The 23261-nt window shown below is 59.7% G+C and carries 21 protein-coding genes and 1 tRNA gene; 11 read left to right on the plus strand and 11 right to left on the minus strand.

What is annotated here, in order from left to right; translation table 11 throughout:
• Window positions 1–102: 102 nt before the first annotated feature.
• From Q0949_RS00005 to Q0949_RS00045, 9 genes are all read right to left on the minus strand, one after another.
• Entirely contained in the window at window positions 103–1107 is a 1005-nt protein-coding gene (locus Q0949_RS00005; protein ID WP_299366760.1) for a hypothetical protein, read from the minus strand.
• A gap of 934 nt (window positions 1108–2041) precedes the next feature.
• Window positions 2042–3268, minus strand: a complete 1227-nt coding sequence (locus tag Q0949_RS00010) for a glycoside hydrolase domain-containing protein (protein WP_299366764.1) — start codon at window positions 3266–3268, stop codon at window positions 2042–2044.
• A 192-nt stretch (window positions 3269–3460) separates the two neighbouring features.
• Window positions 3461–3661 (minus strand): AlpA family phage regulatory protein, encoded by a 201-nt coding sequence (locus tag Q0949_RS00015; protein ID WP_299369443.1) that lies wholly within the window; start codon window positions 3659–3661, stop codon window positions 3461–3463.
• A gap of 100 nt (window positions 3662–3761) precedes the next feature.
• On the minus strand, window positions 3762–4049 hold the full coding sequence (locus Q0949_RS00020) for a type II toxin-antitoxin system RelE/ParE family toxin (protein WP_299366767.1): 288 nt from the start codon (window positions 4047–4049) through the stop codon (window positions 3762–3764).
• A complete protein-coding gene (locus Q0949_RS00025; protein WP_299366770.1) occupies window positions 4036–4284 on the minus strand; it encodes a hypothetical protein in 249 nt (82 codons plus the stop codon). Before Q0949_RS00025 ends, Q0949_RS00020 begins: the two co-directional genes overlap by 14 nt.
• 2 nt (window positions 4285–4286) lie before the next feature.
• The gene (locus Q0949_RS00030) at window positions 4287–4550 is read right to left on the minus strand and encodes a hypothetical protein (RefSeq protein ID WP_299366773.1); all 264 of its coding nucleotides are present in this window, start codon (window positions 4548–4550) and stop codon (window positions 4287–4289) included.
• A gap of 453 nt (window positions 4551–5003) precedes the next feature.
• The gene (locus Q0949_RS00035) at window positions 5004–6011 is read right to left on the minus strand and encodes a hypothetical protein (protein ID WP_299366776.1); all 1008 of its coding nucleotides are present in this window, start codon (window positions 6009–6011) and stop codon (window positions 5004–5006) included.
• Between the two features lie 153 nt (window positions 6012–6164).
• Window positions 6165–7319: a site-specific integrase gene (locus Q0949_RS00040; RefSeq protein ID WP_299366779.1), complete on the minus strand. Its 1155-nt coding sequence runs from the start codon at window positions 7317–7319 to the stop codon at window positions 6165–6167.
• A 160-nt stretch (window positions 7320–7479) separates the two neighbouring features.
• Window positions 7480–7566, minus strand: a tRNA-Leu gene (locus Q0949_RS00045).
• A 191-nt stretch (window positions 7567–7757) separates the two neighbouring features.
• Between Q0949_RS00045 and Q0949_RS00050 the strand changes: the two genes are divergently transcribed.
• Window positions 7758–8738 (plus strand): complex I NDUFA9 subunit family protein, encoded by a 981-nt coding sequence (locus Q0949_RS00050; RefSeq protein WP_299366782.1) that lies wholly within the window; start codon window positions 7758–7760, stop codon window positions 8736–8738.
• On the opposite strand, the gene Q0949_RS00055 is transcribed toward Q0949_RS00050, so the two are convergent.
• Window positions 8735–9538, minus strand: coding sequence for an undecaprenyl-diphosphate phosphatase (locus Q0949_RS00055; protein ID WP_299366785.1), 804 nt, complete (start codon window positions 9536–9538; stop codon window positions 8735–8737). The genes Q0949_RS00050 and Q0949_RS00055 overlap by 4 nt on opposite strands.
• A gap of 226 nt (window positions 9539–9764) precedes the next feature.
• Between Q0949_RS00055 and Q0949_RS00060 the strand changes: the two genes are divergently transcribed.
• The 5 genes from Q0949_RS00060 to Q0949_RS00080 all read left to right on the plus strand — a co-directional run bounded on the left by Q0949_RS00060 (window position 9765) and on the right by Q0949_RS00080 (window position 17556).
• Entirely contained in the window at window positions 9765–11207 is a 1443-nt protein-coding gene (locus tag Q0949_RS00060; RefSeq protein WP_299366787.1) for an NAD(P)-dependent oxidoreductase, read from the plus strand.
• A 187-nt stretch (window positions 11208–11394) separates the two neighbouring features.
• Window positions 11395–11856, plus strand: coding sequence for a GFA family protein (locus tag Q0949_RS00065; protein WP_299366790.1), 462 nt, complete (start codon window positions 11395–11397; stop codon window positions 11854–11856).
• A complete protein-coding gene (locus Q0949_RS00070; RefSeq protein WP_299366793.1) occupies window positions 11856–12563 on the plus strand; it encodes a hypothetical protein in 708 nt (235 codons plus the stop codon). Before Q0949_RS00065 ends, Q0949_RS00070 begins: the two co-directional genes overlap by 1 nt.
• A complete protein-coding gene (gene gltB / locus Q0949_RS00075; protein ID WP_299366796.1) occupies window positions 12560–17089 on the plus strand; it encodes a glutamate synthase large subunit in 4530 nt (1509 codons plus the stop codon). The genes Q0949_RS00070 and gltB overlap by 4 nt, the downstream gene beginning before the upstream one ends.
• A gap of 128 nt (window positions 17090–17217) precedes the next feature.
• A complete protein-coding gene (locus Q0949_RS00080) occupies window positions 17218–17556 on the plus strand; it encodes a hypothetical protein (RefSeq protein ID WP_299366799.1) in 339 nt (112 codons plus the stop codon).
• 5 nt (window positions 17557–17561) lie between these two features.
• On the opposite strand, the gene Q0949_RS00085 is transcribed toward Q0949_RS00080, so the two are convergent.
• On the minus strand, window positions 17562–17789 hold the full coding sequence (locus Q0949_RS00085; RefSeq protein ID WP_299366802.1) for a hypothetical protein: 228 nt from the start codon (window positions 17787–17789) through the stop codon (window positions 17562–17564).
• Between the two features lie 166 nt (window positions 17790–17955).
• Here Q0949_RS00085 and Q0949_RS00090 point away from each other — a divergent pair, with 166 nt between their 5' ends.
• The 5 genes from Q0949_RS00090 (at window position 17956) to Q0949_RS00110 (ending at window position 23221) form a co-directional block, all read left to right on the plus strand.
• The gene (locus Q0949_RS00090; RefSeq protein WP_299366804.1) at window positions 17956–18606 is read left to right on the plus strand and encodes an SGNH/GDSL hydrolase family protein; all 651 of its coding nucleotides are present in this window, start codon (window positions 17956–17958) and stop codon (window positions 18604–18606) included.
• Between the two features lie 36 nt (window positions 18607–18642).
• Window positions 18643–19371: a monofunctional biosynthetic peptidoglycan transglycosylase gene (mtgA, locus tag Q0949_RS00095; protein ID WP_299366806.1), complete on the plus strand. Its 729-nt coding sequence runs from the start codon at window positions 18643–18645 to the stop codon at window positions 19369–19371.
• A 56-nt stretch (window positions 19372–19427) separates the two neighbouring features.
• Window positions 19428–20093, plus strand: coding sequence for a glutathione S-transferase family protein (locus tag Q0949_RS00100; RefSeq protein WP_299366808.1), 666 nt, complete (start codon window positions 19428–19430; stop codon window positions 20091–20093).
• Window positions 20094–20159: 66 nt separating this feature from the next.
• Window positions 20160–21206, plus strand: coding sequence for a tRNA epoxyqueuosine(34) reductase QueG (gene queG, locus Q0949_RS00105; RefSeq protein ID WP_299366811.1), 1047 nt, complete (start codon window positions 20160–20162; stop codon window positions 21204–21206).
• A gap of 26 nt (window positions 21207–21232) precedes the next feature.
• The gene (locus Q0949_RS00110) at window positions 21233–23221 is read left to right on the plus strand and encodes a hydantoinase/oxoprolinase family protein (RefSeq protein WP_299366813.1); all 1989 of its coding nucleotides are present in this window, start codon (window positions 21233–21235) and stop codon (window positions 23219–23221) included.
• The last annotated feature ends 40 nt before the right edge of the window (window positions 23222–23261 follow it).

Genomic DNA, 23261 nt, shown 5'->3' on the forward strand with positions numbered 1-23261 from the left:
CTTCGGTCGCTTGTTTGCCATGTGTTTCCTCCGTTTTCCTAAACATAGCGGAGGACCACTTCAGTGGGGGATGACCACATGCCGGTGGTCTTTTCTTTGTGTTCAATGGAAACTTTCATCAATCTTCTCCAGTGGAAATGTGGGCAAATCGGGTAATGATTTATTGTATGGGCTGCGACGGTATGTGTGATTTTCCAATTCGTCTAGACTTTTCTTAGATGACATTGGCGGCAAGTCTTTTGCCAAAACCTTTGCGTCCGCTTGCGAAACGCGGAAAACAAAACGCTCCGAACAATTCCCCATGATCGCAGAAACCAGCCGGTCATCATTGGCCGACTTACGCAACTGATCCAGGTATTGATGCGACAGCGTGAGAGAATGCGCACTGCCGCAGAGCATTTTGATGAGTGTGCCGTGCGCAAACAAATGCGCGTCTTCCACATAGATCGAATATGGCGTTTGAATGATCTGGGCGATGTACGTGAGAAGCAGTGACCCAATCAGTGTCACGGTATCAGTCCCGTATTCGGAAATAGGCAATCGTACCAGCATGGTTTTGTCAGCCATGCCGCTAAGCGACAGGCCGGAATTGTTAACCGAAAACAACCGTTGTGCCCGCCCGTCGAGCAAGAGCCCTATGAACTTGTTGAGTGTGCTCGCCACCTCTCCGCGCTGCTCGCGCTCCGTCAGGTCGTCGAAGGTGTCCCAGAACTGTTGCACTAGTGGATTGGTGTATTGGCACTTCGCGCGAAAGTCTGGATCGATCAACAAGCGCGGTGCGTCGGTCAGGTTGAACCCGTTGTCGATCAAGACAGCGGCGGAGAACGATAGGTACATCGACATCACTGGCGTGGCGATGTCGTCGTACCCGAAGGCTTCTTTGATCGCTTGGGCAAAGAAGCTCGGGGCCAGGTCGGGGTTGATCGGTTCGGCCAGCGGGTTCCACCGCGTGACGGTTGGATCGAACAGAAAGTCATGGGCAATGTCGAGGTCGCCTTTGGTATCGATCACCAGGCAACCGGGGGACGTATCTGCGTTGAACAGCTCAAAGAGCAACGCGGTCTTGCCGGTTGCGGGTTGGCCGATGATGTGACGATGACGAGCCACAACGGCAGCGAACTAGTCCCCCACCCCGTTGTGCGGTGACTGGTCGGGGGCTGCAAAACCCGCTGCCGTTAAAGAACGTCCAGAGGTATCGTATCAGTCTTCTCATCTCTTCAGATGATGGAATGGTGAAATCTATCTGAAGAGTGGATGTACTAGTACGGTTGTCCGCTCAACTGTGTCGTCTGGCGCAAATGCGCCATGACCCAATACGCTTTACCCGGTAGGGCTTTGGGGGACTTTGTACCCTAAAGGGTATTGGGTCATGGCGGATGCCTGACGACCAGTTGATGCGGAATGGTGTTGTATGAAGCCGTATGTGCGGCTTTGAGGTGTTACGTGAGACATTGAAACAGGTTCAATGACTGTTTCAATGCTTGAAAACCATTCTCAACCAACAATCCTGCAGAGAAAATTCGCTATTCAGACTGCTCGTGAGACAGTGTAGCGGCCTGCTCCACAACTGATTGAACTAGCTTAGTAGCTTGCTCGCCGGAAATAGCTCCTGACGCCACCAACTGGCAAATGCCAAAAAGACCATGTGAAAGAAACTCGACAGTTTCAAACTCTTCGCTTTGACCCACTGTTACTCCTGCATTCGCCTGAGCGGTGAGAACGGATTGAATTTGTTCCGCGTCTAGACTGGTATCTACTGCAAGCGCCGATCCTAGCGATGCATTGGGACGTGGCTCAGTGCATGCGTGTTGCTTGTTACCCGTCGCAGTGAGTGTGGTCGTCCCGAATGTGGATGGGGTCGCAACAATTGCAGCGCCCGTCTTGTTACTACCTACACCTATTGGGCGAGGTGTTTGACATGCACTCACAGCCAATGCGCAGCCAAGCAAAATCGTGGATTGAACAAGCTTCACAATTTGTTCCTTTCAAATCATTCATATTTTTGAATGTTTTCAACAAGATATATCGAGACTTAGCAGGGCTATGGACACAACACGTTTGAGGGCGCACCTCCATCAATCCACGCCGGTTTCTGTTGAAAATCCTGTGTCAGATTGTTGCGCCTAGTCCAACCATCCCAAGAGCCATCCCCATCGACATCTACTTGAACCGTTTGAGTTGTCGTATTTTGCTCACCAATTCGCACCGAAGTGGCAAACGGGACGACGACATCCATGGGTTTGAGCGCACCTTCGTAGCAAACGGTTTTGTCAGCGGTCTCCGTCGTCTTGGACGTGGCGAATTTTCGAAGAATGGTATCTCCATTACAAACGAAACGATGACTATCAAAAACACTGAGTGTCCGCACATGCGAAACCTCAAAAGCTTCAGATTTTTCTGCTTTCGGGAGCCAAAATCCGACATCAAAACCCAGGTAAGGATTTTGAATATTGGTGTCGACTGGAAGCCCCCAACTACACTTTGAAGCCGCTGTCGGTGACCCAAACCACTCCAAGTCCACCTTATGCTGGAATAAATTCCAAGTAAGTTCTCGATGCATCTCCGTTGTGCGATCAAATGAAGGGGAAGCCATTAGCCATGAGTAGTCAATTAATCCCAGCTCTCCTGTCGGCGCCTTGCTTTGCTTTAAAGTTTCTAGTGTGAAACCGTTGCCGTAAGCACCGATCTTAAATTCAGCGGCACGCATGTGCTCATGAATTACAGTAAAGTACCGAACAACGTTACTCTGAGCTTCGGCGTCATTGGTTTGCAACTGGAAATCGACGCCAAAGTATATCGCTGAGCCTTTATGTTGCCCTAGTTGACGAGCTTGTGAAATCGCAGCTGTTACGTCTAGCAATGCTTCGTCTTCCACTGTACGCGAACGTGCGTTTTTCCAATCGCAAGACGCGTCAGGAAGCGCCGTACCATCTTTTTTCAAACCACGGAACTTACTGGGATCGTTACTATAAAACTGATAAATTGATAAGATAGCACCACCGCGCTTGGTGATTTCGCTTATTTCGCTGTTCGGGTCACTCGGTAGACCCTGGTCAATCAGGCGTTTGTTGCGCAACCAGTGCTCAGGTTGTTTACAACGCGCCAAGTAGCGACCAATGACCAATACGCCTTTCTCGGGTCCTAATAGTCTGTCAAGGTACGGCCTCGTGTCATATGCCGTATCAATTATGGCTGAACGATCTTTAGAAAGGCAGGGCACGGCAAGAACGCTCAACAGGCTTGCAATCATACAGCTTACAAATTTCATCCTAAATTTTCCAACTTCATTCAATCATGGATTTAGACAAACTGCACCTCGACGACACAGTGGTTTTAAGAAGTGAACTGCGCAAACATAGCGCAACGTTAGGACGGCATGCAATTATGAAATCTTTGCGTTACCGACACGCGTGTTCAATATGGTAGATCGGGGGACGGTTGGACCCGCCCCCCTGCCCCGCTAGGAGGCGTCGCGCTTAGCTATCTGCGCAGCCACCCAGGCGTGAGTTTCCTTCTCCACCCAAAAGACCCGGAACCCGATCTGCACCCGCTTTGGGAAACCCAAATGCGCGTATGCCGTATCGCTTTCCATGCGATCTATATGTGCAAAGCTAAAACCCACAATCTCCCGGACTTGCTTTTTGCTCAGTAGTCTAGTCATCACGATATGCTCCAAAAAGGAGGCAATCGCGATCACCCCGGTTTGCGAAACCTAGGCTGGATAAGTGTTTATGGAATGGTTGCTTGGGTCAAGCGGCCCATCAATACTGAACTGACCGGCGGTTGCTGCGAAAGACGCGTACAATGGTCAATCGTTCATTGCTGAATCGATACGTGATCCGAAAAGGATGCTTGCGTGATCCACCAAATAAAAAGACACCTTGCTTGGTTGTGACCTTCCCCATCTGCGGAAATGTAGCGACATTTAGAACCGTTTCTTCAATCCGATCTACAACCAGGATTGCCGTTGGCCCGTCTTGTTGGGCCACCCAATCGAATATGTCTTCAATGTCAGCTTGTGCCCGTTCGGTATACTCAACCTTGCGCATATCCCTTTGCGCGCAGTCGTTCAAAGAACACCGTCATCTCTTCTTGACCAATGACGTTTCCGGTTTCAATATCCTCTAGCGCTTCATCAATCTTGGCGCTTTCCTCAGCCGTGAACTCAATCACCGGCAAGTCTGGTTGTGCGCCACCGTCTAAAAGCGCCTCACCAATGATGCGCTGTGTGCCCACTGGCATTTCGATGATCTTGGAAACGGCTTGTGCGAAAGTTGCGTCCATACCTATCCAAAAAATGCGGCAACCCCGAATACAGCAGCTAGGATTGTGCCCACGGTGGTGAAGCCATGGATGGTAAGGGCGCGGTACATTTCTGATCGCAACGCTCCAATTTCACGTGCTAAATCCGCCTGGGTAGCCGGCTCGCTGGATAGTTTTGCACTCTGCACCGCTTCAACGATGCCCTCCGCCATCGCCTTGCTGTGCCCTTTCGCCTCGAGTGCCTGCACCGCCTTATGAGTATCTGGAATTGAGATTGAAATATTCATATGTAACTGAATTGTATCACACTTTTGGTGTTTTGTCTGGCCTGCTGAGACGCCGCGCGAGCTGCAACGGCGGACACGCGCTGTATGCCATTCTAAGCGGCGTTTTCAGCAAAGGCGGGGGTCACTTCGTTTTTGGTGTGAAAATGGCGTAGCGTGGACTGTGTGGGCTCTGGTAACGTTCTGGGTGGTGGAGGTGGTAAGGAATTCATTCCATGTTGCAAAACTGTTTTCACAACTTTTTCCTTATTTGAAAGTTATTAATTTATAGGAATATCATGGACTTATATTACTAATATAGAGTGGTCTCAAACTGATACGGTCACAGTCTCGAAGTGAGACGAATTGCGTCTCAAATTGATACCACTCTAGTCTCAAGTTGATACGGTGATCGGGATCGTATCAAGACTTATACCCACCGTCTCAAGGGCCTAACTGGACCGTTAAAAAACCGACCTAGCGGTCGGCATCTAAACTGAAGAGTTCAACGGTGTTGATCCACTTCTGGGTTGTTCGCAGTCCCTTGCGTGGCTCTCTCTCAATCAACCCAGCTTCCTCCGCTTCTTTGATCGACCGGAACACCGTCGCTCGACCAAGCCGCAAGAAATCGGCCAACCCCTCTTTGCTCATCACGCAGTATGGAAAGTTACGATCTGTGGTGCAAAGTTTATGGATACTGTCGATCACGATGTAGGTGTTGGTGGACAGACCTAACTGTTCACGCACGTCATGCAGCACAATGGTGTAGCGCGGTCGGCGTTTGAATTTGTTCTTGTCGAAGTGGTCGCCAATGTGGGTCATAGGTCCGATTATTATACCATACCCATTCGTTGATTGCTGGGGATCATTCGAACTACTTTCGACCGTGTTCAGACGATCCACCTTGCCCCCGACGACCATGGTCTCCATCGCTTCCATCATCCGATGTGAAATCTGAACTACGTTGCTGCGCTCACTTCGCGCCGCACGAATTTCTTCGCGCAAGAATTCAATTTCACTGTCCTTGCTTTTGAGCTGTTCCTTCAAATTCTGAACTTCGGCTGACGCAGGTCTTGACGGGGTTTCGATCTGGTCGGAAAGTTCCAATGGATCAGGTGCCGCTGCATGCATCTGCAAATCCTGCTGCGTGCCGCTGCGTACAGCGGTATCTGCACCTGCGTGCACCTGCATACTGTTGGATGCAGGTGCATCTGCATGCAGCGGTAAAGCCGAGACGGCGGGTTGCTTTGTTTCGCCAGCCCCCTCCGCAACCATGTCGGGCAACAGCTTCTGTTCAAGTTTTTTCAAAGAGGCTTCGGTCGTAAAGTACCGATTTAGGACGCCCTTTTTCTGGCAGGTAAGATCGCCCGTGCGACACCAGCGTTGAACCGTGTCCTTGGACTTGTGTAAACCTTTCGAGCGAAGATGCTCGCGCACTTGCTCAACAGAGATGGTGAAGTCTTCATCTTTGTCTTCGTGTTGCATCTGCAGCCGCTTTGTACCGCTGCACCCCCATGCAAATCCTTACTTTGAGCCGTATCTTCCTTCGCTGCATCCTGCTGCACAGCTTCATGCAGCGGCATACTGCGGCGTGTGCCGATATAGTTGTCGATCATGCCTGCATTGTATCACGCGATTTCATTCGTTGGGATCGCTCACCAAAAACGCCGCCCACTGATCCAGCAACACGCGCCGCTTCTCGAGCAAGTCGCCCCGCTGATACGCGCGCTCCACTTCGCTACCAACTTGGTGTCCAAGTGCCGTCTCTTTCACCTCGTAAGGGGTGTCTGTCATCTCTTCTACCCAAGTCCGAAACGTCGCCCGGAACCCATGCGGTCGAGCTTCCATTTCCTCTCGTTCCATCAACCGGCTCATAGTCGCGTCCGACATCGCTTTGCCTCGAGGCGACGGGAATAGGAACTCAGACCCGGCCAAGATCGGGCGCGTGTCGATGACCCGTAAGGCTTCCGATGACAACGGCACGCGATGCTCAGTTGCCGTCTTGGTGCGCTTCGGATCGAGCGTCCAGACGCCACCCTCAATCTCATCCGGCACCGCAAACCGCACCTCGCTTGTGCGCGCGACAGTGAGCATCAAAAACCGCAGCGCGAAGGCGGATGAAAAATTCTGCTGCGTCAGCCAGCGGTAGAACTTGGGGGCCTCTTGGTAGGGGAGAGAGGGGATGTGTTTCGTCTCGTGTCGCCGCTTTCCCAGGAGTGCCTGCGCCTTCATCACCGCTTGTAGATCGACGTCGAGTCCGAGAGCGGCGGCATGTTTCAAAGTGAGGTTCATCCGGTTCATCGCCTTGCGCGCGGTATCAGCTTTTTCATGCCAGATCGGCTCAAGCGTTTTCTTGAGCACATGCTGATCGACATCCTCGACCGCCATCGTTCCAATCTTGGGAATGACATGCACGGACAGGGGAGAGAGCCAACGTCCCGCTTGCCCGTCATTTTTGAGTTCGGCCTGCCGCGCCGCGAAGCACCGTTCAATCGCATCCGCTACAGTTAGCCGTTGCTCATGACGCATCGCAACTCGCCGCGCTTGGATCGGATCAACACCTGCCCGCAACTGTCGGCGTGCATCGGACGCCCGCTGCCGCGCTTCGGCCAAGGGTACATCCGGCCACCGACCCAGCCCCATTTCCCGTCGTTTTCCTGCAACGGTCATGCGCAACATCCACTTCCCGGTCTTTTTCTGGCTCTTCACCAGCATCAAACCTTGGCCGTCAAAGTGTTTGCCTGGGCCAAGGTTTTTGACCTTGAGTTGGGTCAATGCGTTCAAAAGCGTCATAGCCCACCTTTCAGAACCCAACTCCAGCCCACCCTTTGGGCCACCTCAGTATTTGGAAAAACAGTGAGGTGCTGTGAGGCGGCATGGTCAGGTCGCAACAAAAAATACCTATAAATCAAAGATATTTAGATGTCTTCTGTATGTCTATGGAAAAGTAGAATGGTGCCCAGAAGAGGACTCGAACCTCCACGTCCATACGGACACTAGCACCTGAAGCTAGCGCGTCTACCAATTCCGCCATCTGGGCACGGGTTGGTAGACGGGCGTTTAAGCCCAGCGGCGGGGGGTGTCAATGCGATTCTGGTGGCGAAATTGCCCCAAAGCCCAAGCGTTTCGAGCCGGCGGGTCCCGATCCTTTGTGCGCGCCAATTTGGCGTCTTGTTTGTGGCAAGGTGGATCGGTAAACCAAAGTCCGAGCAAATGTGCGAGGTGCGCGATATGTCCAAGCTGGTGACCATTTACGGCGGGTCGGGTTTTGTCGGGCGATATATCGCGCGGCGCATGGCCAAGGCGGGCTGGCGCGTCCGCGTTGCGGTCCGGCGCCCGAACGAGGCGATCTTTGTCAAACCCTATGGCGTTGTCGGTCAGGTAGAACCGGTGCTGTGCAATATCCGCGACGATGCGTCTGTCGCGTCGGTGATGACCGGGGCGGATGCCGTGATCAATTGCGTTGGCATTCTGGCGAAGAATGGCAAGAACACTTTTGACGCGGTTCAGTCCGAAGGTGCAGGGCGGGTCGCGCGGATCGCAGCCAAGATGCACGTTGGCAAGATGGTCCACATCTCTGCGATCGGTGCCGACGTGAACAGCGACAGCGACTATGCCCGGACCAAGGGCGAAGGCGAGGCGGCCGTGCTCGAGCATATGCCCCGGGCGATCATTCTGCGCCCGTCCATCGTGTTCGGACCCGAGGACGATTTCTTTAACCGGTTCGCGGGCTTGTCGCGGATGGGTCCGGTCCTGCCGGTTGTGGGCGCGGACACAAGGTTTCAGCCAGTCTATGTCGATGATGTGGCCAAGGCTGCGGAGGTTGCCTTGACCACGCCGGTCGAAGGTGGCGTGTATGAGCTGGGCGGACCGGATGTGCGGACGTTCCGGGCGTTGATGGAAACGATGCTGAAGGTAATCCGCCGTCGCCGTCCGATCCTGAACATTCCTTTCTTTGCGGCGACCATCATGGGCTTTGTCTTTGATATGGTGAACGCTGTTTCGCTGGGCCTGATCCCCGCGCAGATTACCCGTGATCAGGTGCGCAATCTGAAGAACGACAATGTCGTCGCCGAAGGTGCCAAGGGTCTGTCCGATCTTGGGATCACGCCGGTTGCGCTGGAGTCGGTGCTGCCCGAGTATCTGTGGCGGTTCCGCCCGTCCGGGCAATACGACGCCATCAAGGAAAGCGCCAAGAACCTGCGCGCTTAGCCATAGGCCCAGATCAGCAGGCCAAGGCCGAGGATGACGCGGTAGATCACGTATGGTGTGAAGCTGACGGTGCGCAACAGGCGCATCATGATCACAAGCGCCAACAGGGCCGCGACAAAGGCGAAGGCCGCTGCGATGCACGAGTCGCGCATCAGCGCCCAGTTCGCCGCGCTGGCCACATCAAGGCTGAGCACGGCGCCGGACGCGATGATGACCGGAATTGACATCAGCATGGCGAGGCGTGCCGCTCCTTCCCTTTCGTATCCCAGCTTGCGTGCAGCTGTGATCGTGATGCCGGATCGCGATGTGCCGGGAATGAGTGCAAGACACTGCGCCAGTCCCATGATCGACGCGTCGCGCAGGGTCCACTGTTCGGCGCTACGGTCCGTGGTGCCCGTTCTGTCAGCCCAGAACAGGACCAGGCCAAAGATCAGCATGGTCCAGCCGATCACGGCGACCGACCGCATGGCCTCGTCCAGTCCAGTGACCTTGATCGCCAATCCGACCGCCAAGGCCGGGATCGTCGCGATGAGAAGGCACAGTGCGAGAAACGCGCCTCTTGTGTCGACCTTGCCCTGAGCCAGCCTCAAGACGCCACCGGCAGCCATCCGAACATCCCGGGCGAAATAGAGGATGACGGCCAGCAGGGTGCCGACATGCACGGCCACGTCAATGGCCAATCCTTGATCCGGCGAACCGGTCAAAGCGGGTAAAAGAATCAAGTGTCCGGACGAAGACACGGGCAGGAACTCTGTCACACCCTGTATGATCGCAACAATCAGAAGTTGAAAAAGAGTCATGCCGGTCGAGCCCTTGTGTTATGCTGTTGGTACAAGACGCTGATTCTGAACGCAAATGATGATATTTGGTCCGATTCGGATCTAATTTGACGGCGAAAAGCTTTGCTCCGCTCCAGTAAATTGCAATTTTTCTGCAAATAGGTCAGCTAGACTGACTTTTATTCTATTACGATATACCGTACTCCGCGAAAACGGGAAATTTACTTGATTCACTGCAGGACTGACTATGGCTGAGCAACCGATGTTGAAATTTGTGAAGATCGAGCGCGATATGCCTGAGAAGCGGGGGGCGGAGGAGCGGCGCGCGGACTTTAACGAGATCTATGCCGAATACGCCGACGCCAAGGCCAAGGAACAGTCCAGCCGGTGCAGCCAGTGTGGCGTGCCCTATTGTCAGAGCCACTGCCCGCTGCACAACAACATCCCCGACTGGCTCCGCCTGACCGCCGAGGGGCGGCTGCAAGAGGCGTATGAGGTCAGCCAGGCAACCAACACCTTCCCGGAAATCTGTGGCCGCATCTGCCCGCAGGACCGCCTGTGCGAAGGCAACTGCGTGATCGAACAATCAGGCCACGGCACCGTCACCATCGGATCGGTCGAAAAATACATCACCGACACCGCCTGGGAACAGGGTTGGGTCCAGCCGATCAAACCGGCGACGGAGCGCGCGGAATCCGTGGGCATCATCGGCGCGGGCCCCGGCGGGCTGGCGGCGGCGGACGTGCTGCGGCGCGCGGGGGTGCAGGTCACCGTCTATGATCGCTACGACCGCGCGGGCGGCTTGCTGACCTATGGCATCCCCGGTTTCAAACTGGAAAAAGACGTGGTGATGCGCCGCAACGAACAGCTTGAGGCAGGCGGCGTGACCTTCCGCCAGAACTGTGACGTGGGCACCGACATCACCTTTGAAGAGATCCGCGAGGCACATGATGCTGTGATCATCGCCACCGGTGTCTACAAGAGCCGCGATTTGGCCATGCCGAATGGTGAGGCAAAGGGCATCGAGAAAGCGATCGATTTCCTGACCGCCAGCAACCGCAAGAGCTTTGGCGACGCGGTGGCGGAGTTCGACAGTGGCCGCCTGAATGCCGAAGGCAAGAACGTGGTGGTCATCGGCGGCGGCGACACGGCAATGGACTGTGTGCGCACCTCGATCCGGCAGGGCGCGACATCCGTGAAATGCCTCTATCGCCGCGACCGGGCCAACATGCCCGGCAGCCAGCGCGAAGTGCAGAACGCCGAGGAAGAAGGCGTGGTGTTCGAGTGGCTGAGCGCGCCCAAAGGGTTCACCACCGACGGCGACAGCGTCGCGGGCGTGATGGTGCAAAAGATGCGTCTGGGCGCACCGGATGCCACGGGCCGTCAGGCTCCCGAAGTGATCGAGGGCGCGGATTACGTCGAAGAGGCCGACCTTGTCATCAAGGCGCTGGGGTTCGAGCCGGAGGCACTGCCGACACTGTGGGACCAGCCCGAACTTGAGGTGACCCGATGGGGCACGATCAAGGCGCAATTCACCACCGGCAAGACCGAGATGGAGAACGTCTATGCGGTGGGTGACATCGTGCGCGGTGCGAGCCTCGTGGTGTGGGCGATCAAGGATGGTCGCGACTGTGCCGAGGCGATTTTGGACGCCATGAACGCCAAGGCACAGGTCATGGCCGCGGAATAACGTACAGTTTCCTGCCGAAATCGTACGTTTCTGACCCCGCGAAAATCACCGGTTTCGGGCGAAAAACGGCAAAACGTACAGTTTCACACGGCAACTGCACAGTTTCGGACGGGGTCGAAACCTTGACGAAACATGAACTCGAAGGGTCAGCGACGCTGACACACTGGATCGAAGGAATGAACAGGACATGACCGCACCGCGCGCTCAGTTTGACGAGGCAACGGGGGGCTGCTTGTGCGGCGCCGTGCGCTTTGTCGCGCGTGACGTGCCCGCAACCTTCGGGATCTGCCATTGTCCGATGTGCCGCCGCTGGACCGGATCGGCCCTTGTCGAGGTCAGCGTCAAGACCGAGAACATCACCTGGGAAGGCGCCGAACATATCGCGACGCGCGCGGGCAGCGACTGGGCCGAACGGGCGTGGTGCAGTGCTTGTGGCACCGGACTCTATTTCCGGCAGACGCAGGAAGGCGAATGGTTCGGCGCGACCGATCTGCCGCTGGGCATCTTTGACGACCCGGATGGATTTACCCTGACCCACGAGATTTTCACCGATCACGCGCCGGACGGGTTCGAAATTGTCGACAGGGGGCAAAAGCGCCTGACCCGCGCGGATGTCGTCGCGCTGAACCCGGATGTGGACAAGATCTGATGCGCTGTGCGGTTGCCCTCTTGGCCCTTGCGGCCGCCATGCCCCTGCCCGCTGCGGCGCAGGATGGCAGCGTGTTTTATCCGCCCGCGGGCTGCACCGGTGAATTGACCATTCAGATGCGCAGTTGCCGGCTGTCGAACATCTATACCTGCGCCGCCGACGCGCCGGGCGAAAACTGGAAACTGGTGCTTGAGGCCGATGGGCCGGTATTCCTGTCCAAGATCGACGCGGAGACGCAGTGGCTGGAAAGCTATGACCTGTTTCCGAACCAGCACAATGTGTTGCGCCTGCCTGCGGATGACCCTGCCAGCCTGACTGAATTGCTTGAGACCGGGATCGACACCTTTGATTTCATACAAAAGATGGGCGACAGCATTGTGCGCGTCGTGGGCTTTGACCGGTTGACCGGCGAGGATGTTGTGATCGACGATGAGCCGCTGCTGGGCACGGAATTCTCGGCCCGATACGAGGATTTTCAGGGCCCGTACCTGACGGTGACAGGGTTTGAATATGTGTCGGTGCGGCATCGCCGTTTCATCGGCGGGATCACGACGCGCACGCGCGGCGATCAGGTGACAGAGCGCGATTACACGCCTGTCGATTTCATCTATCCGGGCGAGCCCGGCTTCTTCTCGAAGACACCTCTTTACGACTGCGAGGCCTCTTTGGCCCGCTATGTCCCGACTGTGAAAGGATATGACCAATGACCAAATATGATGCCGAATGGGTCCGGGCCGAGGACGCCAAGCGCACGTACATGGCCGAGAACGGTCTGTATTCCGAGGCCGAAGAGCATTCGTCCTGTGGTGTTGGCCTTGTTGTGTCCGTGGACGGATCCAAGAGCCGGGCGGTTGTGGAAAACGGGATCAAGGCGCTGAAGGCGATCTGGCACCGGGGCGCCGTGGATGCCGATGGCAAGACCGGCGACGGTGCGGGCATTCACGTGCAGATCCCGGTGGCGTTTTTCTATGATCAGATCGAGCGGACCGGCCACACGCCCAACCGCGATCAGATGATTGCCGTGGGGCAGGTGTTCTTGCCGCGCACGGATTTCGGCGCGCAGGAGACCTGCCGGACCATCGTGGAGACCGAGGTTCTGCGGATGGGGTATTACATTTACGGCTGGCGGCATGTGCCGGTCGATATCTCGTGCCTGGGTGAAAAGGCGAATGCGACCCGCCCCGAGATTGAGCAGATTTTGATCAGCAATTCCAAGGGTGTGGACGAAGAGACCTTTGAGCGTGAGCTGTATGTGATCCGGCGGCGGATCGAGAAGGCGGCGGCGGCGGCACAGGTGCCGCAGCTGTATATCGCGTCGCTGAGCTGTCGGTCGATCATCTACAAGGGCATGATGCTGGCCGAGCAGGTGGCGGAGTTTTACCCGGACCTGATGGACGAACGCTTTGAAAGTGCGTTTGCGATTTATCACCAGCGGTATTCGACCAACACGTTCCCGCAGTGGTGGTTGGCGCAGCCGTTCCGGATGCTGGCCCATAACGGCGAGATCAACACGCTGAAGGGCAACCTCAACTGGATGAAGAGCCACGAGATCCGCATGGCGTCGGGTGCGTTTGGCGAGATGGCCGAGGATATCAAGCCGATCGTGGCGAATGGGTCGAGTGACAGCGCCGCGTTGGATGCGGTGTTCGAGGTGCTGGTGCGCGCGGGGCGCAATGCGCCGATGGCCAAGACGATGCTGGTGCCGGAGTCGTGGTCCAAGCAGGCGGTGGAGCTGCCGCAGGCGTGGCGCGACATGTATTCCTACTGCAACTCGGTGATGGAGCCGTGGGACGGCCCGGCGGCGCTGGCGATGACCGACGGGCGCTGGGTCTGTGCGGGTCTGGACCGGAACGGGCTGCGGCCGATGCGGTTCGTGGTGACGCGGGACGGGATGGTGATTGCAGGCTCCGAGACCGGGATGGTGCCGCTGGACGAGGCGAATGTCGTTGAAAAGGGCGCGCTGGGGCCGGGGCAGATCCTTGCGGTCGATATGACCGAGGGCAAGCTCTACCACGACACCGAGATCAAGGACCAACTGGCGGCGAGCCAGCCCTTTGGCGACTGGGTCGGCAAGATCAAGGACCTGGAATCCGAACTGTCGGGCGTGACGGAAAAGGCGCTGTTCACCGGTGACGCGCTGCGTCGTCGGCAGATCGCGGCCGGTTACACCATCGAAGAGCTGGAGAACATCCTCGCCCCCATGGCCGAGGACGGCAAAGAGGCGCTGGCCTCGATGGGTGACGACACTCCGTCGGCGGTCCTGTCCAAGACCTACCGCCCGCTGTCGCATTTCTTCCGCCAGAATTTCAGCCAGGTGACCAACCCGCCCATCGACAGCCTGCGCGAGTTCCGGGTGATGAGCCTGAAGACGCGGTTCGGCAACCTCAAGAACGTGCTGGACGAAAGCAGTGCACAGACCGAGATCATCACGCTGGACAGCCCCTTTGTCGGCAATGCGCAATGGGACGAGATCACCGCCCATTTCAACGCCGATCTGGTCGAGATCGACTGTACCTTTGCCCCCGGCACCGGCGCGTTGAGCGCGGGGCTGGCCCGCATCCGGGCTGAGGCGGAGGATGCCGTGCGGTCGGGTGCCGGGCATATCGTGCTGACCGACCAGTATTCGGACGCGGACAAGGTGGCGATGCCGATGATCCTGGCCACCTCTGCGGTGCACAGCCATCTGACCCGCAAGGGGCTGCGGACGTTCTGTTCGCTGAATGTGCGCAGTGCGGAATGTATCGACCCGCACTACTTTGCCGTGCTGATCGGCTGTGGTGCCACCGTGGTCAACGCGTATCTCGCCGAGGATTCGCTTGCCGACCGGATCGACCGGGGCCTGATCGACGGGACGCTGACCGAGGCGGTTGCGCGGTACCGCAATGCGATTGATCAGGGTCTGCTCAAGATCATGGCCAAGATGGGGATCAGCGTCGTGTCGTCCTATCGCGGTGGGCTGAATTTCGAGGCCGTGGGCCTGAGCCGGGCGATGTGCGCGGAGTTCTTCCCCGGCATGACCAGCCGCATCAGCGGTATCGGTGTCACGGGTATCCAGTCCAAGGCCGAGGACGTGCACGCGGCGGGCTGGGCCGGGACCAACGTGTTGCCCATCGGCGGGTTTTACAAGGCGCGCAAGTCGGGCGAGACCCACGCGTGGGAAGCGACGTCGATGCACATGATGCAGATGGCGTGCAACCGCGCGTCATTCGAGCTGTGGAAGCAGTACAGCGCCAAGATGCGGTCGAACCCGCCCATTCACCTGCGTGACCTGATGGACATCAAGCCGCTGGGCAAGCCCGTGCCGCTGGAAGAGGTGGAAAGCATCACCTCGATCCGCAAGCGGTTCGTGACGCCGGGCATGTCCCTGGGCGCGCTGTCGCCCGAGGCGCACAAGACGCTGAACGTGGCGATGAACCGGATCGGCGCTAAGTCGGACAGTGGCGAGGGCGGCGAAGACCCCGCACACTTCCACCCCGAGCCCAATGGCGACAACCCCTCGGCCAAGATCAAGCAGGTCGCCTCGGGGCGTTTCGGTGTGACGGCGGAATACCTGAACCAGTGCGAAGAGCTGGAGATCAAGGTGGCGCAGGGGGCCAAGCCCGGTGAGGGTGGCCAGCTGCCCGGCATGAAGGTCACCGACCTGATCGCGCGGCTGCGGCACTCGACCAAGGGTGTGACGCTGATCTCGCCTCCGCCGCACCACGATATCTATAGTATCGAGGATCTGGCGCAGCTGATCTATGACCTGAAGCAGATCAACCCGCGCTGCAAGGTGACGGTAAAGCTGGTGGCATCCAGCGGCGTTGGTACGATTGCCGCCGGTGTGGCCAAGGCCAAGGCCGATGTGATCCTGATCTCGGGCCACAATGGCGGCACGGGCGCATCCCCTGCGACGTCGATCAAATATGCTGGCCTGCCGTGGGAGATGGGTCTGACCGAGGCGCATCAGGTGCTGTCGATGAACAACCTGCGCGAGCGGGTGACATTGCGCACCGATGGCGGCCTGCGTACGGGTCGGGACATTGTGATGGCGGCGATGCTGGGGGCCGAGGAATACGGCATCGGCACGGCGGCGTTGATCGCGATGGGCTGTATCATGGTGCGTCAGTGCCAGTCGAACACCTGCCCCGTGGGCGTGTGTACGCAGGACGAAGCGTTGCGCGAAAAGTTCACCGGCAATGCGGACAAGGTTGTGAACCTGATCACCTTCTACGCGCAGGAGGTGCGCGAGTTGCTGGCCAGCATCGGTGCGCGCAGCATGGATGACGTGATTGGCCGTGCGGACCTGTTGGCGCAGGTCAGCCGCGGGTCGGCGCATCTGGATGATCTGGATCTCAACCCGATGCTGATCACTGTCGATGGGGCGGCGGACATCGTTTACAACCGCGACAAGGAGCGGAATGCAGTGCCCGATACGCTGGATGCGCAGATCGTGCGGGATGCGGCGCGGTTCCTCGAAGAAGGGGAAAAGATGCAGCTGTCCTATGCGGTGCAGAACACGCACCGGACCGTGGGCACGCGGACATCGAGCCACATCGTGCGCAAGTTCGGGATGCGCAATACGTTGCAGCCCGATCACCTGACGGTCAAGCTGACCGGCTCTGCCGGGCAGTCGCTGGGGGCCTTTGCGGCGCCGGGACTGAAGCTGGAAGTGTCGGGTGATGCCAATGACTATGTGGGCAAGGGTCTGTCGGGCGGCACTATCGTGGTGCGTCCGCCCATGGCCTCGCCCATCGTGGCGGCGCAGAACACGATCATCGGCAACACGGTCCTGTACGGTGCGACGGACGGGTATCTTTTTGCCGCCGGGCGTGCGGGCGAGCGGTTTGCCGTGCGCAATTCGGGCGCGTCGGTGGTGATCGAGGGCTGTGGGTCGAACGGGTGCGAGTACATGACCGGCGGTGTCGCCGTGATCCTTGGCGAGATCGGTGCCAATTTCGGCGCGGGCATGACCGGGGGGATGGCGTATCTGTATGATCCCGAGGGCAAGGCCGAGGCGCTGATGAACCTGGAGACGCTGGTGACCTGTCCGGTGACGGTGGATCACTGGATGGCGCAGCTGGAAAGGTTGCTGGAGCGGCATCTGGAGGAGACCGGCAGCGCCAAGGCCGCCGATATCCTGCAACACTGGGACACCGAGCAGCGGCATTTCCTTCAGGTCTGTCCCAAGGAGATGCTGGACAAGCTGGCCCATCCCATCAGCCTTGAGGCGGCGGCGGTGCCTGCGGAATAAAGAGGCACCTTTCCTGTTGAGTACGGCGTGCGGCGGTGCAAGGAAGCACCGCCGCATTGCTGTTTAGGGCGCGGCATGTTTTCCTTTGACCATTGAATTTGAATCAACAGTTAGAGGAATTGTGTGGCATGCGTTTCGTCATCATTTTGCTGTCTTTGGTTGTTTGGTCCACAGCGGCGATTGCCGACCGGATGAAGGGGCAGGAGGTGGCCAGTCTGATGGCCCAGGGCCCGCTACAGTTCGAGGCGGGCAGCGTTGGTATCTTCAAGCAAGACGGCACGTTCACCTTTACGCATCGCTCTTCGAGCGAGGCGGGTACATTCAAAGTGTTTTCCAACGGCAACGTGGAAATTCACGATGCAGCGACCAAAAGGAAGATCCGCTTCCACTTTGTGCGTCAGAAGGACGGCACGCCTGCGCTGATCTATGCCAAAGGCAACGGCAAGCAGTATCGTCTCAAACAGTAGGCTTGCTAGCCGCGGGATATCATGCGGGTGGCCTGATCACGGCTGCCCACGTGGGTGTTTTCCGCGAGGATGTCGGCGACACGGGTGGGCATGGTTCCGAGTTTGTGGGCGATCACGTGGTCGGCGTCGCCGGACCATTTCAGGACCCACACGAGGGCGGCGTCGGTCGCGTTGAGCACGCGGTATTGAGGTGCAACCGCAGTCGGCTGCGTGGCAGTCAGGGCTTCGAGCATCTCCAATCTCCGAAATCAGGGTGAACGTTGGGGCAAGGAGAGAGTACCAGAATCGGTTACCAGCCGTTAGGAATTAACGCTTTGTAATTGATTAGAGTTTTTCGAAAACGTGCTGAACGAAGTGTTGCCGACTGGTCGCGGCGGCGCGGGGCGTTATCTGTGGCGCATGCGATACCTGATCCTTGTTCTATGCGTTCTGTGGACGCCCGCCTTTGCCGAACAGCCCCGCATCCTCGCCATCGGGGACAGCATCCTTGCGTGGCACAAGTGGACCGGGCGGGACATTCCGTCGGTGGTGGGGGACATCCTTGGCGCGCGGGTGGAGAATGACGCGGTGGCGGGGGCGCGGTTTTCGAACACATCCGCGCTGGGCCGGGCCACGGGGTTCGACGTGCGCGCGCAGTTTCGGCAAGGCGCGTGGGACATGGTGCTGGTGAATGGCGGGGCCAATGACATGCTGGCCGATTGCAACTGTGGCGACTGCGCGCCTGTGCTCGACGGGTTGCTGGCCGCAGATCTGACGGGCGAGGTGGCGGAGTTTGTCGCGCAGTTGCGGGTGACGGGTACGCAGGTCGTCTGGATGGGGTACTATGCCAGCGCGCGGTCGGGGCAGTTTGCCGGGTGCCGGCCCTATCTCGTCACACTGGACGCGCGGTTGGCCGAGCTGGCCGCCGCGACACCCGGCTTGACATTCATCGACAGCGAGGATGCGATCGACCCGGACGACCGGTCGAATTTTGCCTTTGACGGCATCCACCCGTCGGCGCAGGGCGCGCGCAGGATTGGCACATATCTGGCCCAATCTGTCGCGCGGTAGTTCACAGGCCAGACGCGTCCGCCTATAGCTGGGGACATGGCAAAACCCCGCAGCACATCCGCCAGGAAAAAGGCCAAGCCCGCGCGCCGGTTCCGGCCCGTGCGCTGGGTGCTGCGCTGGGGCCTGCGCGCCATCAGCATCGTGTTCCTGCTGGCCGTCGCCGTCACGCTGCTTTGGTCGGTGCTGAACCCGCCCACCACGTTCTACATGATGCAGGAAAGCCGCCGGTTGGGCGGGGTCGATCACGAATGGGTCGACATGGAAGAGATCGCGCCGATCATGGCGCGCGCCGCCGTCGCGGCGGAGGACGCGAATTTCTGCCTGCACTGGGGCCTTGACGTCAACGCCATCCGCAACGCCATCGAAGAGGGCAGCAACCGCGGTGCGTCGACCATCAGCCAGCAGGTGGTCAAGAACGTGTACCTCTGGCACGGGCGGTCGTGGACGCGCAAGGTGCTGGAGGCGGGGATGACCCCGCTGGTCGAGGCGATCTGGTCCAAGCGGCGCATCCTCGAGGTCTATCTGAACGTGGCGGAGTTCGACGAGGGCATTTTCGGGATCGAGGCTGCGGCGCGGCACTATTTCGGCGTGGGCCCCGAAGCGTTGAGCAATGTGCAGGCCGCACGGCTGGCCGCGATCCTGCCCAATCCCAAGAACCGGAGCGCCAGCAACCCGTCGTCTTTTGTGCGCAAACGGGCCTCTCAGATCCTGAGCGGGGCGGCCACGATCCGCGCGGATGGGCGCGCGCGCTGTTTCCAGAGTTGAAAATCCCCGCCGGGGGGTGCATGGATGCCTGACCCCGCGATTGACCCGGAAGACCCATGGCCCGTCTGTTTCACGTCCCCCTGTCCCCCTTTTGCCGCAAGGTCCGGCTGAGCCTTGCCGAGAAGAAGATCGAGGTGGAGCTGGTGGAAGAGCGGTATTGGGAGGCGGACCCGGATTTCCTGCGCCGCAATCCGGCGGCCAAGGTGCCCGTGCTGCGCCTTGACGGGATCATGATGAGCGAGAGCGCGGCGATCTGCGAATATATCGAAGAGACGCGCCCCGATCCGTCGCTGATGCCTGCGGATCCGGCGGCCAAGCTGGAAGTGCGGCGGCTGGTGGGCTGGTTTGACGACAAATTCCACAACGAGGTGACGTCCAAGCTGCTTTATGAGCGGGTGAACAAGAAGGTGATGGGGCAAGGGTTCCCGGACAGCCGCAACGTCAAGGACGGGGCGAAGGCGATCAAGTATCATCTGGATTACATGACCTGGCTGCTGGATCACCGCCGCTGGCTGGCGGGGGATGTGATGACGCTGGCCGATTTTGCGGCGGCGGCGCATCTGTCGGCGTTGGACTACATCTCGGACGTGGATTGGAACCGCAGCGAGGTGGTCAAGGACTGGTACGCCAAGATCAAGTCGCGCCCGGCCTTTCGCAGCATTCTGGCGGATCAGGTGCCCGGATTTCCGCCGCCCCGGCATTACAATGATCTCGATTTCTAGATCTGCCGTCGGACCGGGGGTTTGCCACCCCCGGACCCCCGCGCATATTTTTGGAACAATGAAGCCATGGGCGCGCTGAAAGAGCGGGTTGTGGCGCAGGCCCTCGGCGAGGGGTTTGTGGCCGCGCGCGTGTGTCGCCCTGATGCGGTGCCGCAGGTGGCCGACCGGTTGGCCACGTTTGTTGCCGAAGGGCGGCATGGGCAGATGGGGTGGATGGCGGAGCGGATGCATTGGCGCGCCGATCCGTCCGTTTTGTGGCCTGCGGCGCGGTCGGTGATCATGTTGGCCGAAAGCTATGCGCCGGAGCATGATCCGCTGGCTGTGTTGGAGCGGCCCGAATTGGGGGCGGTGTCCGTCTATGCGCAGGGGCGGGATTACCATGACATCGTCAAGAAGCGGCTGAAGCGGTTGGCGCGCTGGTTGATTGCGGAAGCCGGGGGCGAGGTGAAGGTGTTTGTGGACACGGCACCGGTGCCCGAGAAGGCGCTGGGGCAGGCGGCGGGTCTGGGATGGCAGGGCAAACACACAAATCTGGTCAGTCGGGAGTGGGGCAATTGGGCCTTTTTAGGGTCTGTTTTCACCACGTTGGAATTGGCGCCTGATGCCCCGGAGGTGGATCATTGCGGGTCGTGCCGGGCCTGTCTGGATGTCTGTCCGACGGACGCGTTTCCCGCGCCGTATCAATTGGATGCGCGGCGGTGCATTTCCTATCTGACGATCGAGCATAAGGGACCTGTGGACGAGGCGTTGCGGCCTGGCCTGGGGAACCGGATTTACGGCTGTGATGATTGTCTGGCGGTCTGTCCGTGGAACAAGTTTGCCGTGGCGGCCAGTGACATGCGGTATTTGGGGGCGGTGGGCGCGCCGCCCCTGGCCGTTTTGGCGGGGCTGGATGATGCGGCGTTTCGGGCGCGGTTTTCGGGCTCGCCCATCAAGCGGATCGGGCGGGACCGGTTTGTGCGCAATGTGCTTTATGCGATCGGGAATTCGGGCGAGGCGTCACTGGTTGATCTGGCGCGGGCGCTGGTGGATGACGCGGATGCGGCGGTGGCGGACGCGGCGCGCTGGGCGGTGACGCAATTGGGCGCGACGGGTCGGAAACAGGCGCGGTAGGGCGGAGGCCAAAGAGGGAGCAGGCCATGGCAATCGTTCTGGGCGTCGATACAGGCGGGACCTATACGGACGCGGTTTTGATCCGCGATGAGCGGGACGTGTTGGCGCGGGCCAAGGCGCTGACCACGCGGCAGGATCTGGCCCTGGGCGTGGGGGCGGCGGTGCGGTCCGTACTGGCGGCGTCGGGGGTTGCGGCGGAGCAGGTGGCGATGGCGTCGCTGTCGACGACGTTGGCGACCAATGCGTTGGTCGAGGGGCAGGGCGGGCGCGTGGCGCTGATCTATGTCGGGTTTCGGGCGCGGGATCTGGAGACGCAGGGCCTGGCCGATGCGCTGGCGGGCGATCCGGTGTGCGTGCTGGCGGGCGGGCATGGGCATGACGGGTCGGAGGCTGCGGCGCTGGATGAGGCGGGGCTTTTGGCCTTTTTAGAGACACATAGAGACGAGGTGAGCGGCTTTGCGGTGGCGGCGCAGTTCGCGACGCGCAACCCAGGCCATGAGCAGCGGGTGATGGAGATGGTGCGCGCGGTGACGGGGCGGCCGGTGTCGGCGTCGCACCAGTTGTCGGCCAAGCTGGGCGGGCCGAAGCGGGCGCTGACGGCGGTGCTGAATGCGCGGTTGATCGGGATGATTGACGCGCTGATCGGGCGGGCGGAGGACGAGCTGCGCCGCCTCGGGATCGACGCGCCGATGACGGTGGTGCGCGGGGATGGGGCGCTGATGTCGTCGGCGCAGGCGCGGCAGCGGCCGATCGAGACGATCCTGAGCGGGCCTGCGGCCTCGATCGTTGGGGCGCGGTGGCTGACGGGGGTGGATCACGCGATGGTCAGCGACATTGGCGGCACCACGACGGATGTCGCGTTGCTGCGCGACGGGCGGCCTGCGATTGACGCGCAAGGCGCGCGGGTCGGGCCTTATCGCACCATGGTCGAGGCGGTGGCGATGCGGACCACGGGTCTGGGTGGTGACAGCGAGGTGCATTTTGTTGGCGAAGGTCTGCGCGGCGGCGTGACGCTGGGGCCGCGGCGGGTGGTGCCTGTGTCGCTGCTGGCGACGGAGCATGCGGGCGTGCGGGAGGTGCTGGAACAACAGATGCGCACCACCACGCCGGGCGAGCATGACGGCCGGTTCGTGCGGGCGGTGCCGGGGGTGCAGGCCGATGGGCTGGGCGCGCGGGACGCGGCCCTGCTGGACCGGATCGGTCCGGAGGCGCAGCCGCTGTCGGCCGTTCTGAAAACGCGGATGGAGCAGGGCGCGCTGAAACGCCTGGTGGCGCGGGGGCTGGTGCAGATCGGGGCGCTGACGCCGTCGGATGCCTGCCACGTGCTGGGGCGGCTGTCGGCGTGGGATGCAGAGGCCGCGCGGCTGGCCTGCCTGCTCTTCGGGCGGCGGCGCACCGGCGCGGGCGAGGTGCTGGCAAGCGATCCGGCAGTGATGGCACAGATGGTGGTCGATCAGCTGACGCGCCAGACGGGCATTGCCCTGCTGGAGGCCGCGCTGGCCGAGGAGGGGATGGACGAAGCGCTGGCCACGCATCCGCTGATGCAAGCGGGGCTGGGCGGCCACGCCGGGCTGTTGCGGATCGAGACGGGGCTGGCGGTGCCGGTGGTGGGGCTGGGCGCCTCCGCTGCGACCTACTATCCGGCGGTGGGTCAAGCGCTGGGCACGCAGATGATCCTGCCGGAGGATGCCGGGGTCGCCAATGCGATTGGCGCCGTGGTGGGGCGGGTCACCATGCGGCGCACGGGCACCGTCACGGCCCCCAGCGAGGGACTGTTCCGGGTGCACCTGGACAGCGGGCCGGAGGATTTCGCCGCGTCAGGGCCTGCTTTGGCCCGGTTAGAGACTGTTTTGACCGAGGACGCGCGCGCCGCCGCACGCGGCGCAGGTGCCGATGACATCGAGGTGCGCGTCACGCGCGACATCCGCACCGCACAGGCCGAGGCGCGCGAAGTGTTCATCGAGGCCACTCTGACCGTCGAGGCGGCAGGCAGACCGCGTGTTGCCATCGGCTGAAGGATCGCGTTGACACCGCCCTTGGGTCATGGCGACATGG

This window comes from uncultured Tateyamaria sp., assembly GCF_947487805.1.
GTDB lineage: Bacteria > Pseudomonadota > Alphaproteobacteria > Rhodobacterales > Rhodobacteraceae > Tateyamaria.

Bases quoted from the DNA above. Each gene is read 5' to 3' on its own strand.
- Q0949_RS00050 (WP_299366782.1), top strand. From the start codon at position 7,758: ATGTCCAAGCTGGTGACCATTTACGGCGGGTCGGGTTTTGTCGGGCGA.
- Q0949_RS00040 (WP_299366779.1), bottom strand. From the start codon at position 7,319: ATGACGCTTTTGAACGCATTGACCCAACTCAAGGTCAAAAACCTTGGC.
- Q0949_RS00025 (WP_299366770.1), bottom strand. From the start codon at position 4,284: ATGGACGCAACTTTCGCACAAGCCGTTTCCAAGATCATCGAAATGCCA.
- mtgA (WP_299366806.1), top strand. From the start codon at position 18,643: ATGGCAAAACCCCGCAGCACATCCGCCAGGAAAAAGGCCAAGCCCGCG.
- Q0949_RS00085 (WP_299366802.1), bottom strand. From the start codon at position 17,789: ATGCTCGAAGCCCTGACTGCCACGCAGCCGACTGCGGTTGCACCTCAA.
- queG (WP_299366811.1), top strand. From the start codon at position 20,160: ATGGGCGCGCTGAAAGAGCGGGTTGTGGCGCAGGCCCTCGGCGAGGGG.
- Q0949_RS00070 (WP_299366793.1), top strand. From the start codon at position 11,856: ATGCGCTGTGCGGTTGCCCTCTTGGCCCTTGCGGCCGCCATGCCCCTG.
- Q0949_RS00055 (WP_299366785.1), bottom strand. From the start codon at position 9,538: ATGACTCTTTTTCAACTTCTGATTGTTGCGATCATACAGGGTGTGACA.
- Q0949_RS00065 (WP_299366790.1), top strand. From the start codon at position 11,395: ATGACCGCACCGCGCGCTCAGTTTGACGAGGCAACGGGGGGCTGCTTG.
- Q0949_RS00035 (WP_299366776.1), bottom strand. From the start codon at position 6,011: ATGCAACACGAAGACAAAGATGAAGACTTCACCATCTCTGTTGAGCAA.
- Q0949_RS00100 (WP_299366808.1), top strand. From the start codon at position 19,428: ATGGCCCGTCTGTTTCACGTCCCCCTGTCCCCCTTTTGCCGCAAGGTC.
- Q0949_RS00020 (WP_299366767.1), bottom strand. From the start codon at position 4,049: ATGCGCAAGGTTGAGTATACCGAACGGGCACAAGCTGACATTGAAGAC.
- Q0949_RS00015 (WP_299369443.1), bottom strand. From the start codon at position 3,661: ATGACTAGACTACTGAGCAAAAAGCAAGTCCGGGAGATTGTGGGTTTT.
- Q0949_RS00090 (WP_299366804.1), top strand. From the start codon at position 17,956: ATGCGATACCTGATCCTTGTTCTATGCGTTCTGTGGACGCCCGCCTTT.
- gltB (WP_299366796.1), top strand. From the start codon at position 12,560: ATGACCAAATATGATGCCGAATGGGTCCGGGCCGAGGACGCCAAGCGC.
- Q0949_RS00080 (WP_299366799.1), top strand. From the start codon at position 17,218: ATGCGTTTCGTCATCATTTTGCTGTCTTTGGTTGTTTGGTCCACAGCG.
- Q0949_RS00010 (WP_299366764.1), bottom strand. From the start codon at position 3,268: ATGAAATTTGTAAGCTGTATGATTGCAAGCCTGTTGAGCGTTCTTGCC.
- Q0949_RS00030 (WP_299366773.1), bottom strand. From the start codon at position 4,550: ATGAATATTTCAATCTCAATTCCAGATACTCATAAGGCGGTGCAGGCA.
- Q0949_RS00060 (WP_299366787.1), top strand. From the start codon at position 9,765: ATGGCTGAGCAACCGATGTTGAAATTTGTGAAGATCGAGCGCGATATG.
- Q0949_RS00110 (WP_299366813.1), top strand. From the start codon at position 21,233: ATGGCAATCGTTCTGGGCGTCGATACAGGCGGGACCTATACGGACGCG.